Genomic DNA, 16118 nt, shown 5'->3' on the forward strand with positions numbered 1-16118 from the left:
TCGCATCGAGCGTTATGGCTCAATGCGAAAGAGTTAGAGCAGAATAAAAAGAGTTGTTAATTACCGATTGAGCAGAGTTTGCGCCCAGTTGGCAATGGCTAGCAATTGATCGTCAGCGCGCGAGCGACCAATTAACTGTATGCCTAACGGCAAACCAGAATCTGCGGCTGTATGAGGCACTGTGACTACCGGAAGCCCCATCACTTGCCAAGGGCGGCTCATGTGCGGTTTGCCGGTAGTATTCAGCCCAGCTGGAGCCGCACTCGGTGCAGCCGGAGCGAGGATCACATCCACTCCTTGATGTTTAGGATGGGACCAAAGCCAGTGGTTGATTTTAGCTACCTTGTCATGTGCGGCTAAATATTCACTGCGCTGCATCTGCTGACCACGGATAAATAACTCATGTAAAGGCTCAGATACCTGTTCCACATGCTGAGCTTCAAAGTACAGATTTCGACACACCTCCCAAGCCATAATGGTTTCATGAGCCATTACTAATTGGCGGATCAGATCACAGGCATCCAAAGTAATTAGCTCGGCTCCGCCCTGCTGTAACTGCTCGGCAAATTGCGTTAGTGCCTGCTCCATTTGCACGTCGCAATCACCCACTTCGCTGCCCTTACAGACTAAGACTTTAAGCGGCTGCGGTAAGTCAGCGGCAGGCTTAGCTTGTTGCAGCAAAATAGAGCGCAGCAATTCAATATCTTCGACCTTACGACCAAATACGCCTAATGAGTCCAGCGACTGTGCCAATGGCTGTATGCCACGCAAGGAGTATTCATCTTTGCTGCCTACATAGCCCACGACACCGCAATACGCGGCGGGCCGAATCACGGAAGCGGCAGTTTGTGAACCCAGTGCCATGGACACCATACCATCGGCGACGGCTGCGGCAGAACCGCTGGAAGAGCCACCTGGAGTATGTTGTAAATTCACTGGATTGGCAGTTTTACCCGGCTTAAAGTAAGCAAACTCGGTAGTCACAGTTTTACCCAGCACCTTGGCACCCGCCGCCACTAAGGCCTCGATACAGCTGGCATTATCTGCCGGCTGGCGACCTTTATGAATTGCCGAACCCATTTCAGTAACAAACTGCTGAGTATCTATGGTGTCTTTAATAGCCAGTGGTAACCCTTGTAGCAAACTAGCGCGATAAAAGTTTTCCTGCTCATGATACTGCTGCAAATATTGCTCACGCGTTAGCCGCTCTTGCCAGGCGCCTACCGCCGCTTCTCTGGCTTCAATTTGATCAAAATAAGCATTGATCACTTCAAGGGCTGTCACCTCTCGCTGACTGATCAAAGCCAAGGTTTCGCATAAGCCTAATTTATTTAATACGCGGCTACTCATAGGCCAGCCTCTTGTAAAGCTCGTTCAAATAAAGACACAGGCGCATCGGCCACGCCGCCACCAATACGACCTGCCTCACCCTTATCTTCAATCATACCGAGTAAGGTTAATGGACCAGCGCCTGAGGCGACCACGTTACGCGCACAAGTAACCGCCAGGCGCTGTTCAAATCCTGGCAAGGCGGCGGCTAATGCCATGATAGGACGCTGTAAGGCATTGCCGGGTAAGTAATTACCTAACGCTTCGCGCGAAGCATGAGCAGTATTTAATACTTGTCCACCTAAGCCCATAAAGTCGACAACCGCGCTGTCTCCCAAGGCACCTAACGCAGTGCGGCCCTGATGACTGGGATCTATGGCGCCATTAATCGCGGGAGCCGCTGTGGTAACCCATTTACCTGGTGCTGCGGCCAGCTGAATACCAAACTCAATACCGTTGCCGGCAGCTTTGGTAACAAGCGAAGAGCCGACGACACCTTCGGCAGCAGACATCATCAGGCAGCAAGCGGCCATCCAAACGTTAAGGGCAAAGGCCAAGGATTGCTGTAGAAAATCATTAATTTCGGTAGGGATCGACTCTTTACTCATATCCGCCAATCGCTGATGCAAAAGAGCAGAGCTAACAATGGTGCGACCATGACAATCATCACCGTCTGCCAATGCGGCATTAATTACGGGTAATAGATCGATAGGCTGAACTAAGCGAGTGGTCAGCCAGCAGGCCAGCTCACCATTAAGCCAGCTTAAATGGCCGAGTAAGGTTTCATCCAGCTTGCCTAAGCGGGTGCAGTGCACCATGCCTTCGTTTAATACCGAATATTTACGTTTTGCAGGTTGATTGGCATTTTGAATAATCATCAAGGTCATAGAGGGTGATACCACACCGGCCAATGGCACGACTATATCGTGATCTTGTGCTGACGCGACTGAAATTTCTTTGGCCAGTATCATCTGTCTAGCCTGAGCATAATCCATGGCCCAGCCTTCCCATACGGCACCAATCACTAACGAGTTCATAATGGGAGTAGGGATCAGATCGGTACTAGAAAAAGGCGGACCCGCATGCAGCAGTAATTGGCGTTCACCAATCACATCACTGACCTTACACAGGCCACTCCATTGCGGTTTACATTGCTTGATTAACTCGAAGGCGTACTGATCACTCGCAGATAATGACATACATATTCCCCTTATCGAGCGGCCGTGGCCGACCGCTCTGTACGTAATAAATAGCGACTCTATTTATTTGGCTCTGACCCAGCTTTCACTATTTGCTAATGCAGCTGACTGAGCACGACCGTTAAGGAAATCTCGCTCTATGGGCTGACCTTCAATAGCTGTGCCGTTTACCAACACCTGGGCGCTTTCCGCAGTTTGAAATACCGCCAGCATTTCGTGCTTACCGGTCTGGCTTTCTTCTGGTGTTAATACCACGGCAAAGGGTTTACCTAAATCATTCCATACTAAACTCAAAGTAGTATTCGTCGCTGCCGAGTGGGCAGTACAGACTTGCTTTTTAGGATAATCAGCTTCGGTAGTAAAGCTGGCATCTACTACATATTCTAATTGGTCGAGTGCTTCTTGAGCGGGACGAAATAAACCAAAGTGACGAACAAAATCTTTAACTAAATATCTAGCCAGCTCTAGATTATTGGTTAAGCACTTACGTACTGCCTGGTCTGATTCATTCCCATACGGATTTTCTAACACTATGATGGCTTCGCCTCGGCCATAGTCAGAAGCCGCAATACGGAAATAGGTGGAAAGTGAAGTCCAATCTCCTGCTGGATCTTTTTTCATATAGATAAAAGGATTATCGCCAGTCCAATCTACTTTAGTGGTGCGTACAGAACTCATCACTGATCTCCTTACAGATTCATTAAAAGACAGTTATTTACGCGCCTTGGCACGTAACTCTTCGAAATTGGAGGTTGGCTGCCAACCTAGAATTTCTTTAGCTGCCGAGCTTGAGAAAATAGAAGCTCGAGGGTTTTCCTGATAGCGACGAGGAATACGTACCTCGGGCTGATTGCCAATAATATTGCGGTACCATTCCATAGTAGGTAAAGGATGCGAGGTGTCATCGGCACTTAAGTAAAATACGCCGTAGCGTAAACCTTCCGCTTTTAGCGCGCAGTCAAAGGCGGTGGCTACGTCTTCGGCTGTCACATAATAAAATAACCAATTGCGGTCCGGCGCATCCACAAATTCAATATATGTCTCTAAGGTTTCATCTAGTATTACGGCCAGGGGTCTTAAGCAGATCACATCCATGTTGGTACTATCAACGAAACTTTTAGCCATTTGCTCCATCAGGATCTTAGATACGCTGTACCCCTGACAGGGCTTATTGGTGTGCCGCTCATCTACGGGCAAATATTCAGGCTGCCAGTCTGGGCGCATTTCGGGTAAACCACAGGCAGAAATACTGGAGCACAGCACTACCTTTTTCACGCCCATCTCTGAGGCGGCTTGCAATACGTGCCAAGTGCCACGCACGTTAACATCTATATATTGCTCGGGCGGACAACCCCAATCAAAATCCAGAGCCGCTAAATGCACCACTGCATCGGCACCGGCAAAAGCTTCACGCAACTGAGCTAAATTCATGACGTTGGCTTCTATATATTCAGCTTCTGCGTTACCGGCTACCAGGTCGGCAATCACCACTTGATAATCTTTCAGCAATTGTCGCACTACATAGCCACCCACACGACCGGAGCCTCCAGTCACTACCACACGTTTAATTGACATACCGTTACCTATATTAGAATTAGAGATCGAGTACTAGTTCTGGAGTAAATGCTCGGGAAACACACAACATCATAAAGTTATTTTCTTCTCGCTCTTCCGGCGAAAGAATGGAGTCTCGGTGATCGGGAACACCTGATAAAACACCAGTTTCACAAGATCCACAAACGCCATTACGGCAAGAGATAGGAATATTAATACCCGCCGCTCTCAGCACAACGAGAATCGACTCCCCTTCGGTAATACTAAAGCGCTGACCAGTACTATTGATAACCACATCAAAAGATGCACCTGTGGTATCGATAGGGCCACTGGAAAAGCGTTCTATATACAATGCCCATTCAGATTGTGCGGCAGCACTCTCTTCCAATGCATCTAATAAGCGTTTTGGCCCACAAGAATAGACACAAGTATCGCCGTCACAATCAGCGAGTAAAGTTGCTAAACTGATAGGACCGTCTTCTTTATCACCGTGCAAAATGACTCGAGTACTGTCATAGCCACCTAATTGATCTAGGAAAGCCAGTCTATTACGTTCACGAGACAAATAAACTAAACGCCAATCTATGCCTTCTGCTTGTGCTTGGCGGATCATCGGTAGAATAGGAGTAATACCTATACCACCTGCAATAAACAAACACTTTTTACGAGAATTAAAACTAAAGTGATTACGCGGCTCTGATACTTTAATAACATCGCCCACTTTCACTTTATTATGAATAAACTGCGAGCCACCGCGGCCATTTTCTTCTTTTAATATTGCTATTTTCCACTGCTGGCTATTACTAGGATCACCACACAATGAATAGTGACGCAGAATAGTATCATTACTAGTACTATCACCTACATTCAAAAAAGGCTCTAAGGCTAATTCAACATGAGCACCTGGCTGCCAACAAGGCAAAGCTTCACCGGTACAAGATTCAAATGTCAAACCGATTATATCGTCAGTCAGCTGCTCACGCGCCGTTACTTTTAGTTCAAGTTGATTAGTCATGGGTTCACCTTTTCAGTAAACTCCTCACTGACACACTCAATATCCCAGTGAGGAGGGTGACGACTCTGTCACCCTGTTAATTAATTATGATGCTCAGTTTACTTCAGCTAAAGGACGAATCGCGATATCTATATTACTATCTTCGGCTCGACTATTTTCAGTTCGATATTTATCAATCAACCAATTTTGTAGCCGCTGAATAACTAACTCATCAGAAGTTAAACGGCCACGAGTAGCAAACTGTGAGCGGTACCCTTTCTGTACACCGCGCCAAGCATATAAGTCTTCCACCATCACCGGTGCTAAATCTTCATGCTCTTGATCGAACTTTTCTTGAAAGTCATCACGCGCTAGTGTTGATTCAGGATACATCCAAGAAACGCCGTACCAGGTCTCTTGTGCACCAGAAGGCAACCACAAGAAATACTTAACTTTATCTGGCATAGCCACAATTAATAAGTTAGGCGCCACTGTGATATAACTTAATTGAGTACGTTCTTCGTCGGTTAAAGTATCAATTGCTGGTTGTAGCACGGAACCAGTATGAGTAGGTGCGGCATCCAAATGCGGGCTGATCAGATTATAAGACACTAGACCACGCCCTACATCATTAAACTTAACCATTTCATCGACATGACTCTGTGGCAGCGGATACATATCGCCCCAAGAGTTAGCATGTAAGAAAGAGCAGTGATAGCATTCATCATTAAAAATCTTCCAGTTCCAATCGAACTTTTCCATCGTTAATGGTTCAGCACTTCTTAATTCGGTCATGTTATAGTTTTTCAATTGATCGCCTAAGTTAGTTAAACGATCACTTAGGGGCGCTATCTCTTTATCAAAGGTAATAAATATAAAACCTTCCCAAAGATCGGTACGTATCTTAGGCAAGCATACTTCTTTAACGTCAAACTGCTCGTCTTCTTTATCGGTTAAACCTGGCGCTGACACTAGTTCACCCGAAGTGTTATATACCCAAGCATGTAAAGGACAACGTAAACGGCGAGTATTACCGCTACCTTCAATCAAGATCATCCCTCTATGTTGACAAACATTCGATAAAACGTTTACCGAACCACTACGGTCACGAATAACAATTAATGGGTCATCGCCTACCTGAATGGTATAATAATCACCGGCTTTAGGAATATCTGTCGCTCGACCAATACAGAACCATTCGTGGCCCCACACCGCATTCATTTCAAATTTAAAAAAATCTTCACTGGTAAAACACTCAGCTGGCAAAGACACAACCGAATTACCATCAGCATAGCTAGCATCAAATTCTTTGATTTCAATTGGGCTTTTTATATTTTTTACAGACATTTTACTCACTCCAGTCATATGTAATCTTAGAAAACTAAAGGGCAACATCTAGTAACAAGCCCTTAACAACGAGACTACTATCTCAAATATAATGACCTTTAGAAACAAAGCAGACTTCAATAGTGTATGAGAAAAATTCACCACTAAAGCTAAATATAATGCATTAAAACTGTATACGAAACACTATAAGTCCATCTAAAACAAAAACTTGGTAAAAAAACATGCCAAATATTAACAGTCAGAAAATCTCATATTTAAATCGTGAAATTAACTCATACCTGCTTGAGCAAAGCTCACGAGTTAAAAGTTAATTATCTTGTAACATATTCATCATTCATAAAAATAGGAGCAACATAATGAGCATCCCTAGCTTTCGTCTAGATCACACCATGATCCGAGTTACAGATTTAGATAAGTCGCTGGATTTTTATACGCGGATTATGGGTATGACGTTGTTGAGAAAAAATGACTACCCCAGTGGTCGCTTTACCAATGTATTTATTGGTTTTGGCCCAGAAAATGATACTACTACTCTAGAGTTGACGCATAACTGGGATACCACAGAGCCCTATGAGAAAGGAACTGCTTATGGGCACTTGGCGTTTAATGTTAAGAATGTGCTCTCTGCTATGCAGTATCTGGAGCAGGAAGGTGTGGCCATCCGCAGCCCTGCCAAACAGATGAATCATGGTACACGCATGTTGGGTTTTATTTATGACCCAGACGGTTACATCATAGAACTAAATGAACCGATTAACTTATAAATAAAAAAGCCAGCTATCGCTGGCTTTTAATTAGTCCTCTATCAAGTGGTGATTACCAGTTTGATTCTTTATTGGTTGGCACCACTAACACTGGCACCTTACTGCGCTTAATAACTTGTTGCGTCGTATCACTTTGGCTATAAATACCTAGTTTATTTTCAGTTCCCATGATAATAATGTCGACCCCTTCTTTCTTAGCAACATTAAGAATCATCTCATCATGTCGACCTTGTACGACTCTAGGAGTAATTTTCCAAGACATCGGTTCATCTAAGTAACTTAATTCCTCATCAAAAAAATCCTGCACTCTAGTTTCCATTGTCTTAATAACTTTAGCCACACCTTCAGCATGTACTTTCTTTACTAACTCTTTAGGTAAGTATTCACGTATTAAAGCCTCTCCCAATTCCCCGACCGAAGTAATAACATGCAACATAATAATTTCTGCATTGTTTTGTTTAGCGACTCGCATAGCATGGCGATATACGGAACGTGTATAAGGACCTAAAGATGTCGCGTATAAAATTTTATTAATCTCTGGCAATGGCATAGTAATACTCCTTTACATCATGTTAGGCAAGAAAAGTACAACACTCGGGAAGATACTGACGATTACCACAACCAAACACATCAAAACAAAGAATGGGAAAGCAGCTTTTACTACTTTACCTATCGATTGTCCGGTCAAGCCTTGCAAAATAAACAGGTTAAAACCAACTGGAGGTGTCATTTGTGCTAGTTCGACCATCAGCACCAAGAAGACGCCATACCAGATAGGATCGAAGCCCGCTTGTATAATCAAGGGCAGGGTAATAGGCAAACTCATCACTATTATAGAAATACCATCGAGAAAGAAACCTAATAAGATGTAAAACAAAGCTAAGATAGCCAATAAGGCAAATGGTGTCAGCCCCATGCTACTAATCACTTCCACTAAGGCAGCAGGAATATGCAAATAACCAATAGCGGTAGAAAGAAAAGCCGCCGAGACCAAAATAGAACACACCATACATGAGGTCTTTACTGCACCCATGGCTGCATCGGCGACGGTTTTCCAAGAGAAACTACCCATGACCAGTGTTAAGAAAAAGGTCGAGGCAACCCCAACAGCTGCAGCTTCAGAAGGCGTAGCAATACCGGTATAAATCCCCCCTAATACCAATACGATTAAAGTAATAATAGGTAGCAAATCTTTAAGAGCACTTAAGTAATCAGCAAAATATAATTTCTCGGTAGAACGCGGTGCTAATGATGGGTCAATAATACAACGAATGATAATGTACATAGAGTAGACAAAGGCGACCAACAGGCCAGGAATAATACCCGCAGCAAATAACTTAGCAATGGATACTTCCGCTAATACACCGTAGATAATCATAACTATGGAAGGCGGTATTAATAAACCCAAACTACCGGCACCGGCTAAAGAACCAACGGATAAACTATTGCTATAGTTTCGCTCAGCTAATGCAGTGGTGGTGATTTTACCCACAGTAGCTGTGGTAGCTGAAGTAGAACCACTCACAGCTGCAAACAGCGTGCAACCTAAAATATTGGTGTGTAATAAGCGCCCTGGCATCCACTGTACAAATGGCGATAAACCACGAAACAGACGGTCTGAAATGTCGGTACGAAAAATAATTTCGCCCATCCAGATAAATAAAGGAATAGCCGATAACTCCCAAGCACTACCACTACGCCATACTACGGTTCTCGCAATTAATCCTATTTTATCTAATGGGAAATCTCCTATAAAAAACAAACTGGACATACCGACCATAAACAAGCCGAGAAATACCCATACTCCTAACCCTAAAAATAAAATAATGAGGGTAAGCATAATACCCATGGTCAGTAATACTTCCATAGCTGAATCCTTGCTGATTTTTCTTAAGTAATCACTCTTGCTCAACAACTACGAGCAAAGATTGGCCTGAAATAACTTTTAATATATAAGCGAGCAATTGAATAATAAAAACACCTAAACCAATCAACACAAATGACTCAGGTATCCAGAGTGGGATTTCTGCCATGGTTCCACTAGTCACACCGCGAGTGAAATTACGACTAACACTTGTCCAAAAATAAATCGCTATATAAGAGCTAACCATAAGTGCCACTAATGCACATAAGACTTCGACTAAGCGACGGCCAAACTCACTACGAATACGAACCAATAAAATATTAACGCGAATTAAACTATTAGTTTCTAATGCGTAACCTAATGTCATAAACGTCATGGCGGCTACGCCATAGCCAACAAACTCATCCAGCACAAAAGTAGAAGAATTAAAAAATGCCCGTAAGCAAATCTCTAAAATTACATGAAGCGTCATAGCGGCCATTAGTACTGCAGAAAAAACACCACCAGCTTTAGCAATTAAAGAAGCAACACGAATAAAATGATTTACGAAAGGCAGCAGAACATTCGTTTGGTTATCCATAGTCATACCTATTCAGAATATCTTTATCTCTGATTAACAGAGTGCCGATATGAAAGGTAAGGTCAGTAACAAGCCGATGATTCAACTATGACTGACCTGTCCTTTAATAACTTGATTAGTGAGCAGCGAGCAACACCTTGCGGTCTTCATTGTATTTATTCAGAATTTTTTCTCCTGTGGCGCCCATTTTTTTAGTCCAATCGGCGATGACCGGCTGAGCTAAAGTCTGCATTTCTTCACGAAACTCAGCGGGTATTTCTTCCACTACCGTCATGCCTCTTTTGCGAGCTTCCGCATAGTTTCCTTGCACCACACCATCGATATTTTTCCACACATAAGTTTGTGTCGCGTCGGCGGCATCCAATACGGCTTGCTTCAGTTCAGGAGATAAGTCTTCCCAGATATCCAAGTTAATAGTGACTAGGTTGATGGTACTGTCGTAGTTAAGCGCGGTGAAATGCGAACTATAATCGTTGAAACTACTACTTAATCCCGCCTCAATAGAAGTCAAAACTGCATCAATACCACCCGTACTCAACTGCGGAACTATGTCAGCCCAGCTCAACTGAATAGGGGCTGCGCCCGCATTACGAAACACCTTAGTGCCGTTCACATCATAAGTACGCATTTTCAGGTTTGTAACAGACTCATGATCTATCATGGGTTGTTTGCCCCATAAGCCGCTGGATGGCCAAGGTGATGGGTACAACAGCTTTTGGTTATATTTAGCGAGCACTTTGTCATATTCTGGCTTAGCCGCTTCAAACAGCTGGCGAGCCTCTTCACTATTAGAGGTAATTAGCGGTAACGATGGCAGTAGAAAAATGGGGTTCATGCCACCCAAAGGTGAAATAAAGGTATTGGCTAGTGCCACCATGCCATCACCCACCGCATCTAACTGATCCTTAGATTTCAATCCGAGGGCGCCACCAAAATGGTGGGCAATCTTAATTTCGCCCTTGGAGGTTTGTAGAAGTTGCTCGGCAAAAAATTGATCGCCTTTACCTTGAATAGAGGTCGCCGGATATTCGTTAGGCATATCCCAAGTTACGGGCGCTGCCAGAGCCGGCAATATGGATAAAGCGGCAGAAAAACTCAGAACTGTACTTATGTGTTTGATCATAGTCATGCTTCCAGATGAATGAATTTCATTGTTATAAGTTTATTAGCTGAAAATAGTGCCTTGATAACTGCTCACTGATATCGCTGCCTCCTTGACCCTATACCGCTATCACCTTGGTTGTCTGTTAACTAGCTGGTTAAATATGTCACATTACCTTTACAATTGAACATCGAAGGCTGCTCATACCATGATGAGCTTAATTCACAATTAAGCTCGTTTAGTACAAGAGTAAAGGACAATTTTTGGAGAGCAAAGTATTGTTCTTCTTTATTAACAAGGGCTAGCAAAGGGAGGAGTAAAGTATGAGTCAACGTACTACGTACGATGAAGACCGGAAAAGTAGCTATGTGATCCAAGTCTAACTTATGGGAAAAGCGTTAAATACGTAATTAATTACTTAACAATTACAGTTAACGATATAGGAACACTGGTCATAAATTCAGTACCCCAGCAATAAACTTAACATTAATTAAACATATTGTGTCTATGAAATGGGCTGAAAGAGCCTATTCCTCAACTGCTAACAACCAGTCAATAAAGGTAGTTAAACTGTCGCTTAATATATGATTTTTGGGGTAAACCAGATAGTAATTATAAGTGTCCAAGCAAATATCAAACAGCTGTACCAAGCGTCCAGAGTCTAGATGAGGCTTAAGCAAGAGCGGGCACCCTAACATAATCCCCTGACTATTTTGGATGGACTGCACTCGTACATTAGTATCATCTATGATCAGTTTACCTCTGCTGCTGACATTGTCGGCACCGGCTTTGTTTAACCAAGCATCCCAGGCGGATCTATCCTCATCATGGATTAAGGTAAAGCGACTTAGCTCAGATGGGCTAGTAGGACGACCTTCTCTCTCTAGTAGTTCTGCACTGCAAATAGGTGTTAAATTACCCGGCAGCAGCAGTTTAACTTCCATACTGGGCCATTCTCCCTTACCCCACAAAATAGCCAAATCAATCTTATCGGAGCCAAACTCCGGCGACTTAATCATGTGGATCAGATCGATTTCGATATCTGGATGCTGTCCCCAAAATAGGTTGAGGCGCGGCGCTAGCCAGCCGCCGGAGAAGAAAGGTCGCAGCGCTATATTAATGGACTCTCGTCTCTTATATTGCAGGACATTTTGAAGTGCACGAGCGATGGCATCAAAAGGACCAATCAAGGCCGCATGCAGCTGCTCACCTTCTATGGTCAAACTCAAGGCACGGCTTTGTCTAATAAAAAGTTTTACTTCCAGATACTCTTCAAGCACGCGTATTTGATGGCTGACAGCCGAAGGCGACACCAGCAATTCTTCCGCTGCCTTAGTGAAGTTGAGATAACGGCCGGCCACCACAAAGGTTTTGAGCGCATTGAGTAACGGCAGATGCAACATAATATTAATTCCCTTTAAGTTTATTGGTATTCGCTTCCTGCTTCATATCCATACTGAAACTAAGAAGTTTAGCTATTCGTCTTTTTCACGTTTGGCTCTGGGGTGGGCTTGGTCGTAGGCTTTGGCTAAATGCTGAAAATCCAGATGGGTATAAATCTGGGTGGTGGCTAAGTCCGCATGGCCTAGCAACTCTTGTACCGCCCGTAAGTCGCCGCTGGATTCCAACATATGGGTGGCGAAAGAGTGACGTAACTTGTGGGGGTGAATATGGCTGGATAATGCTTGCTTGCCGCCCCATTCAGCCATTCGTAGCTGCACACTACGATGACTGATGCGCCGCTGGCGTTGGCTAACAAATAAGGCGAACTCTTCGCCGCCCGCTACGGCTGCGCGCACGGAGAGCCATTTTCTCAACCAATCGAGCGCCATGCGCCCTACGGGTAAAATACGCTCTTTATTACCCTTACCGATCACCCGCACTTGGCGTTCGTCAAATTGAATGTCGCCCATATTCAAGTCGACTAATTCTGCCAGTCGCAAGCCAGAAGAATACATCAGCTCCATAATGGCTCTATCGCGTATTGTCAATGGATCCGATTCATCAATGTTCATTAATTGATGCAGCTCGTCAACGTCGAGGTTTTTCGGTAACGGACGACCTTGCTTGGGCGCACTAACGCCCCGGGCGGGGTTAGCTTGCAGCTGGCCTTGTAAGATAAGCCAATCGCAAAAGCTGCGTAAAGCACTTAACTTAGTGGCGATAGAACGCGGCGATAAGCCGCTTTTATGCATGCGCGTGGCAATGCCCCGCACATGGCTGATGGTCAGGGCAGACCAGCTCTCAAGCGATAGTTCGCTTAATTGCTCAGCCATGGCGTTGAGGTTACGACCATAAGCACTGCGGGTATTCACGCTCAACTGGCGTTCTACCCGCAAGTATTCCAGAAAAAGCTGAATGGCGAGTGTCAGCTCGCCGTCAGTGAAATCAGTGGCCGCGGTCACTGTTTTGCTCCTGAGTCACCAACTTCGGCAATATTTGCGCCAGCACATCGGCAAGTTGATTGATCAATAGCGTATCCATACCCGAACCATAATGGCTGCCATCGGCGTTACCAAAGGCCAATAAGCCCAGCTCACCCTGCTCACCTAAACGGATCAACGCGCAGGAGTTCACTAGTGAGTCTTGAAATAGCCGCAGCTTTTCCTCTTTGCCCAGCCGGCCCAAATAGACCATTTGGCTGGCCATGCGCTCACGATATAAGCGCGCTAGTTGCTCACTCTCGGGGCTGGCAGCACAGGGATAAGAACGCGCATCCAAAATAAGCCGCACTGCAGGCACGCGTAATTGTTGCTGCAAGGTGCTGCGTATGCACGACTCTAGCTCAATGATGCTAGTGCATTCAAATAACCGCGGTATCAAGTCCATGTAAACGCGAAAGATACGTTCATTCTCGCCAGCGACCGTCATGAGTTCGGTTATTTCATCTTCCAGCTCATAAATACGTAATCGTTGCCGCTCCAGCTTTGCCTCAACTAACGACACACTGCCACGCTGCTCATGAGGCAACCACAGTTGCTCTAATAAGTTGCTCTGGCGACCAAAAAAGAGTGGTTCGGCCAATAAATACTCGGCAATAACCTCGTCATCCAGCGATGACGATTCCAGCCGACTCATTTCATTTACCTGCTCGGTCATAGATTTATCTGCCCATCAAATACATGCTCCGCCGAGCCTGTCATATACACAGGTTTACCCGGGCCTTGCCAAGCGATAATGAGCTCACCACGGGAGAACTGCACACTGACTCGGTCTGCCAGTTTTCCCCAGCTCATGCCCATTACCGCGGCCGCACAAGCTCCTGTACCGCTGGCTAGGGTTTCTCCGCTGCCGCGCCTGTGTACTCTTAACTTAATTTCTCGGGCGTTAATAATTTGCATAAATCCCACGTTCACGCCGGATGGAAAACGCTCATGATTTTCCAACTCGGGGCCTAAAGTGGCCACCAAGTCGGTATTAACATCGTCCACTTCCAGCACGCAATGCGGGTTGCCTAGCGACACCACGCCACATAACACCGTTTGCACTGCCGAAGGCACTAAATAGGTTTTTTCTGCTTTTTGCGCTTTAAAGGGAATTTTGGACGGCTCAAACTCGGGCACGCCCATGTTCACCGTCACCTTATTATCTTTTTCAAGCTGCAGGGAGATGTTGCCTTTTTGGGTGCTAGCACTAATTCTGTCTTTATGAATTAATCCCTTTAAACGCACAAACCGAGCAACGCAGCGAGCGCCATTGCCACTTTGCTCGGCCTCGCTGCCGTCGGCATTAAAAATGCGGTAATGAAAGTCTAGATCTGGATCATAGGGTGGCTCAACCAGCAGTAGCTGGTCAAAACCAATACCAAAATGACGGTCGGCCAATTGCCGAATCACCTCGGGATTAAAAAATACCTTTTGGGTGACGCCATCGACCACCATAAAATCGTTGCCGAGCCCCTGCATTTTGGAAAATTGGATCACAGATCCCCCTCAGGATTCGGGTAATAGACTTTCGCCACGCCACAAATCGGTCAATTGTTCACGTTCGCGAATGACAAACGCCTGATCACCATCCACCATAATTTCAGCTGCGCGGGGGCGACTATTGTAGTTAGAGGCCATTACAAAACCGTAAGCACCGGCGGAGCGCACGGCAAGCAAGTCGCCTTCGGTGATCGAGAGCTCTCGGTCTTTGCCAATAAAGTCGCCGGTTTCACAGATGGGACCTACCACATCATAAACTGCTGACGGACGCTCTAAAGTCTTGTCTAGCGGAATAATGGCCTGCCAAGCACTGTATAACGCCGGACGGATCAAATCGTTCATCGCCGCATCAACGATGGCAAAGCTTTTGGCTTCATTCGGCTTTAAATGTTCGACGCGGGTTAATAATACTCCGGCGTTAGCGGCAATGGCTCGGCCCGGTTCAAACACTAAGGTAAGGTCACGCCCCTGCAGTTTGGCCTTGATTTGCTCCGCATACACCTTAGGCTCGGGTGGCGTTTCGTCGTCATAACGCACACCTAAGCCGCCACCCACATCCAAATGCTTGATGTGAATGCCATCGGCGGCCAGCGCATCAATAAGCACCAACAACTTATCGACCGCTTCTAAGAATGGCGCAACTTCGGTCAGCTGTGAGCCAATATGACAGTCTAGACCGTGGATTGCCAAGTGTTCCATGGCGGCCGCTTGGCGGTAAATGCTGTGCGCCTGTTCGATGGGAATGCCAAACTTATTTTCTTTCAAACCGGTAGAAATATAAGGATGGGTACCCGCATCAATATCTGGGTTCACCCGAATCGAGATTGGCGCCTTGCGGCCCATGCGACCTGCTACTTCGTTGATGCGCACTAATTCGGCGACAGATTCTACGTTGAAGCAGAAAATATTTTGCTCTAGCGCAAACTCAATTTCATCGACCCGCTTGCCCACACCGGAGAACACGACCTTACTCGCATCACCACCGGCGGCTAGCACGCGACATAGCTCCCCTTTAGACACGATATCAAACCCTGAACCTAAACGGGCTAGTACGTTCAGCACAGCTAGGTTAGAGTTGGCCTTGACCGCATAACAAATAAGGTGCTTGGCGTCGCCTACTGCGTTATCAAAGGCATGCCAGTGACGCTCTAGGGTAGCGCGAGAATAAACATAAAGCGGAGTGCCGTGTTGCTCGGCCAGACGACTCAAATCGCAGGCCTCACCGTAAAGGCGGCCATCTTCCTGATAATTAAAATAATCCACGGTATTTTCCTTTACGACTGCTTGGTTTTAGATTGCTGTTGCTCAGGCTCTGGCAGTGTTAATGGTCCCTTAAGACCACACGCCAATAAACTTAGGCACAAAGTAATCAGTGCGGTTAACTTGAATATGTTCATAGGATGACTGTGAATATGATTCCAGGCTCTTATAATCTCATCCACATTCTCAAAAGCAATAG

Annotated in this window: 17 protein-coding genes; 1 reads left to right on the forward strand and 16 read right to left on the reverse strand. The window is 45.5% G+C overall.

All coding sequences use genetic code 11. The annotated features are described in order from the left end of the window. Window positions 1-60: 60 nt before the first annotated feature. The 6 genes from ACFQ1C_RS15000 to ACFQ1C_RS15025 form a co-directional block, all read right to left on the reverse strand. Window positions 61-1350: an amidase gene (locus ACFQ1C_RS15000; protein ID WP_379559486.1), complete on the reverse strand. Its 1290-nt coding sequence runs from the start codon at window positions 1348-1350 to the stop codon at window positions 61-63. Next, window positions 1347-2528, reverse strand: a complete 1182-nt coding sequence (locus tag ACFQ1C_RS15005; protein ID WP_379559487.1) for an oxamate carbamoyltransferase subunit AllG family protein — start codon at window positions 2526-2528, stop codon at window positions 1347-1349. Before ACFQ1C_RS15005 ends, ACFQ1C_RS15000 begins: the two co-directional genes overlap by 4 nt. A gap of 63 nt (window positions 2529-2591) precedes the next feature. Further along, on the reverse strand, window positions 2592-3206 hold the full coding sequence (locus ACFQ1C_RS15010) for a hypothetical protein (RefSeq protein ID WP_379559488.1): 615 nt from the start codon (window positions 3204-3206) through the stop codon (window positions 2592-2594). Window positions 3207-3239: 33 nt separating this feature from the next. Then, a complete protein-coding gene (locus tag ACFQ1C_RS15015; RefSeq protein WP_379559489.1) occupies window positions 3240-4103 on the reverse strand; it encodes an NAD-dependent epimerase/dehydratase family protein in 864 nt (287 codons plus the stop codon). Between the two features lie 19 nt (window positions 4104-4122). Beyond that, window positions 4123-5097, reverse strand: coding sequence for a PDR/VanB family oxidoreductase (locus ACFQ1C_RS15020; RefSeq protein WP_379559490.1), 975 nt, complete (start codon window positions 5095-5097; stop codon window positions 4123-4125). Between the two features lie 93 nt (window positions 5098-5190). After that, window positions 5191-6423 (reverse strand): aromatic ring-hydroxylating oxygenase subunit alpha, encoded by a 1233-nt coding sequence (locus ACFQ1C_RS15025; protein WP_379559491.1) that lies wholly within the window; start codon window positions 6421-6423, stop codon window positions 5191-5193. A 356-nt stretch (window positions 6424-6779) separates the two neighbouring features. Between ACFQ1C_RS15025 and gloA the strand changes: the two genes are divergently transcribed. Further along, window positions 6780-7187: a lactoylglutathione lyase gene (gloA, locus tag ACFQ1C_RS15030; RefSeq protein ID WP_379559492.1), complete on the forward strand. Its 408-nt coding sequence runs from the start codon at window positions 6780-6782 to the stop codon at window positions 7185-7187. A gap of 52 nt (window positions 7188-7239) precedes the next feature. On the opposite strand, the gene ACFQ1C_RS15035 is transcribed toward gloA, so the two are convergent. The 10 genes from ACFQ1C_RS15035 to lptM form a co-directional block, all read right to left on the reverse strand. Next, window positions 7240-7737: a universal stress protein gene (locus ACFQ1C_RS15035; RefSeq protein WP_379559493.1), complete on the reverse strand. Its 498-nt coding sequence runs from the start codon at window positions 7735-7737 to the stop codon at window positions 7240-7242. Window positions 7738-7749: 12 nt separating this feature from the next. Beyond that, window positions 7750-9054, reverse strand: a complete 1305-nt coding sequence (locus tag ACFQ1C_RS15040; protein ID WP_379559494.1) for a TRAP transporter large permease — start codon at window positions 9052-9054, stop codon at window positions 7750-7752. A gap of 31 nt (window positions 9055-9085) precedes the next feature. Next, window positions 9086-9631, reverse strand: a complete 546-nt coding sequence (locus tag ACFQ1C_RS15045; protein ID WP_379559495.1) for a TRAP transporter small permease subunit — start codon at window positions 9629-9631, stop codon at window positions 9086-9088. 115 nt (window positions 9632-9746) lie between these two features. Next, on the reverse strand, window positions 9747-10754 hold the full coding sequence (locus tag ACFQ1C_RS15050; protein WP_379559496.1) for a TRAP transporter substrate-binding protein: 1008 nt from the start codon (window positions 10752-10754) through the stop codon (window positions 9747-9749). Between the two features lie 506 nt (window positions 10755-11260). After that, the gene (locus ACFQ1C_RS15055; RefSeq protein ID WP_379559497.1) at window positions 11261-12136 is read right to left on the reverse strand and encodes a LysR substrate-binding domain-containing protein; all 876 of its coding nucleotides are present in this window, start codon (window positions 12134-12136) and stop codon (window positions 11261-11263) included. A 72-nt stretch (window positions 12137-12208) separates the two neighbouring features. Then, window positions 12209-13138 carry a tyrosine recombinase XerC gene (gene xerC / locus ACFQ1C_RS15060; protein ID WP_379559498.1) on the reverse strand — a complete coding sequence of 310 codons (930 nt, stop codon included), beginning with the start codon at window positions 13136-13138 and terminating at the stop codon, window positions 12209-12211. Then, window positions 13122-13811 carry a DUF484 family protein gene (locus ACFQ1C_RS15065; RefSeq protein ID WP_379559499.1) on the reverse strand — a complete coding sequence of 230 codons (690 nt, stop codon included), beginning with the start codon at window positions 13809-13811 and terminating at the stop codon, window positions 13122-13124. Before ACFQ1C_RS15065 ends, xerC begins: the two co-directional genes overlap by 17 nt. 17 nt (window positions 13812-13828) lie before the next feature. Further along, window positions 13829-14656 (reverse strand): diaminopimelate epimerase, encoded by an 828-nt coding sequence (dapF, locus tag ACFQ1C_RS15070; RefSeq protein WP_379559500.1) that lies wholly within the window; start codon window positions 14654-14656, stop codon window positions 13829-13831. 9 nt (window positions 14657-14665) lie between these two features. Continuing rightward, a complete protein-coding gene (lysA, locus tag ACFQ1C_RS15075) occupies window positions 14666-15922 on the reverse strand; it encodes a diaminopimelate decarboxylase (protein ID WP_379559501.1) in 1257 nt (418 codons plus the stop codon). An 11-nt stretch (window positions 15923-15933) separates the two neighbouring features. Then, entirely contained in the window at window positions 15934-16056 is a 123-nt protein-coding gene (lptM, locus tag ACFQ1C_RS15080; RefSeq protein WP_379559502.1) for an LPS translocon maturation chaperone LptM, read from the reverse strand. Window positions 16057-16118: the final 62 nt, after the last annotated feature.

This window comes from Oceanisphaera ostreae (genome assembly GCF_042676125.1).
GTDB classification, from domain to species: Bacteria; Pseudomonadota; Gammaproteobacteria; order Enterobacterales; family Aeromonadaceae; genus Oceanimonas; species Oceanimonas ostreae.

Bases quoted from the DNA above. Each gene is read 5' to 3' on its own strand.
- ACFQ1C_RS15000 (WP_379559486.1), bottom strand. From the start codon at position 1,350: ATGAGTAGCCGCGTATTAAATAAATTAGGCTTATGCGAAACCTTGGCT.
- ACFQ1C_RS15005 (WP_379559487.1), bottom strand. From the start codon at position 2,528: ATGTCATTATCTGCGAGTGATCAGTACGCCTTCGAGTTAATCAAGCAA.
- ACFQ1C_RS15010 (WP_379559488.1), bottom strand. From the start codon at position 3,206: ATGAGTTCTGTACGCACCACTAAAGTAGATTGGACTGGCGATAATCCT.
- ACFQ1C_RS15015 (WP_379559489.1), bottom strand. From the start codon at position 4,103: ATGTCAATTAAACGTGTGGTAGTGACTGGAGGCTCCGGTCGTGTGGGT.
- ACFQ1C_RS15020 (WP_379559490.1), bottom strand. From the start codon at position 5,097: ATGACTAATCAACTTGAACTAAAAGTAACGGCGCGTGAGCAGCTGACT.
- ACFQ1C_RS15025 (WP_379559491.1), bottom strand. From the start codon at position 6,423: ATGTCTGTAAAAAATATAAAAAGCCCAATTGAAATCAAAGAATTTGAT.
- gloA (WP_379559492.1), top strand. From the start codon at position 6,780: ATGAGCATCCCTAGCTTTCGTCTAGATCACACCATGATCCGAGTTACA.
- ACFQ1C_RS15035 (WP_379559493.1), bottom strand. From the start codon at position 7,737: ATGCCATTGCCAGAGATTAATAAAATTTTATACGCGACATCTTTAGGT.
- ACFQ1C_RS15040 (WP_379559494.1), bottom strand. From the start codon at position 9,054: ATGGAAGTATTACTGACCATGGGTATTATGCTTACCCTCATTATTTTA.
- ACFQ1C_RS15045 (WP_379559495.1), bottom strand. From the start codon at position 9,631: ATGGATAACCAAACGAATGTTCTGCTGCCTTTCGTAAATCATTTTATT.
- ACFQ1C_RS15050 (WP_379559496.1), bottom strand. From the start codon at position 10,754: ATGATCAAACACATAAGTACAGTTCTGAGTTTTTCTGCCGCTTTATCC.
- ACFQ1C_RS15055 (WP_379559497.1), bottom strand. From the start codon at position 12,136: ATGTTGCATCTGCCGTTACTCAATGCGCTCAAAACCTTTGTGGTGGCC.
- ACFQ1C_RS15065 (WP_379559499.1), bottom strand. From the start codon at position 13,811: ATGAGTCGGCTGGAATCGTCATCGCTGGATGACGAGGTTATTGCCGAG.
- lptM (WP_379559502.1), bottom strand. From the start codon at position 16,056: ATGAACATATTCAAGTTAACCGCACTGATTACTTTGTGCCTAAGTTTA.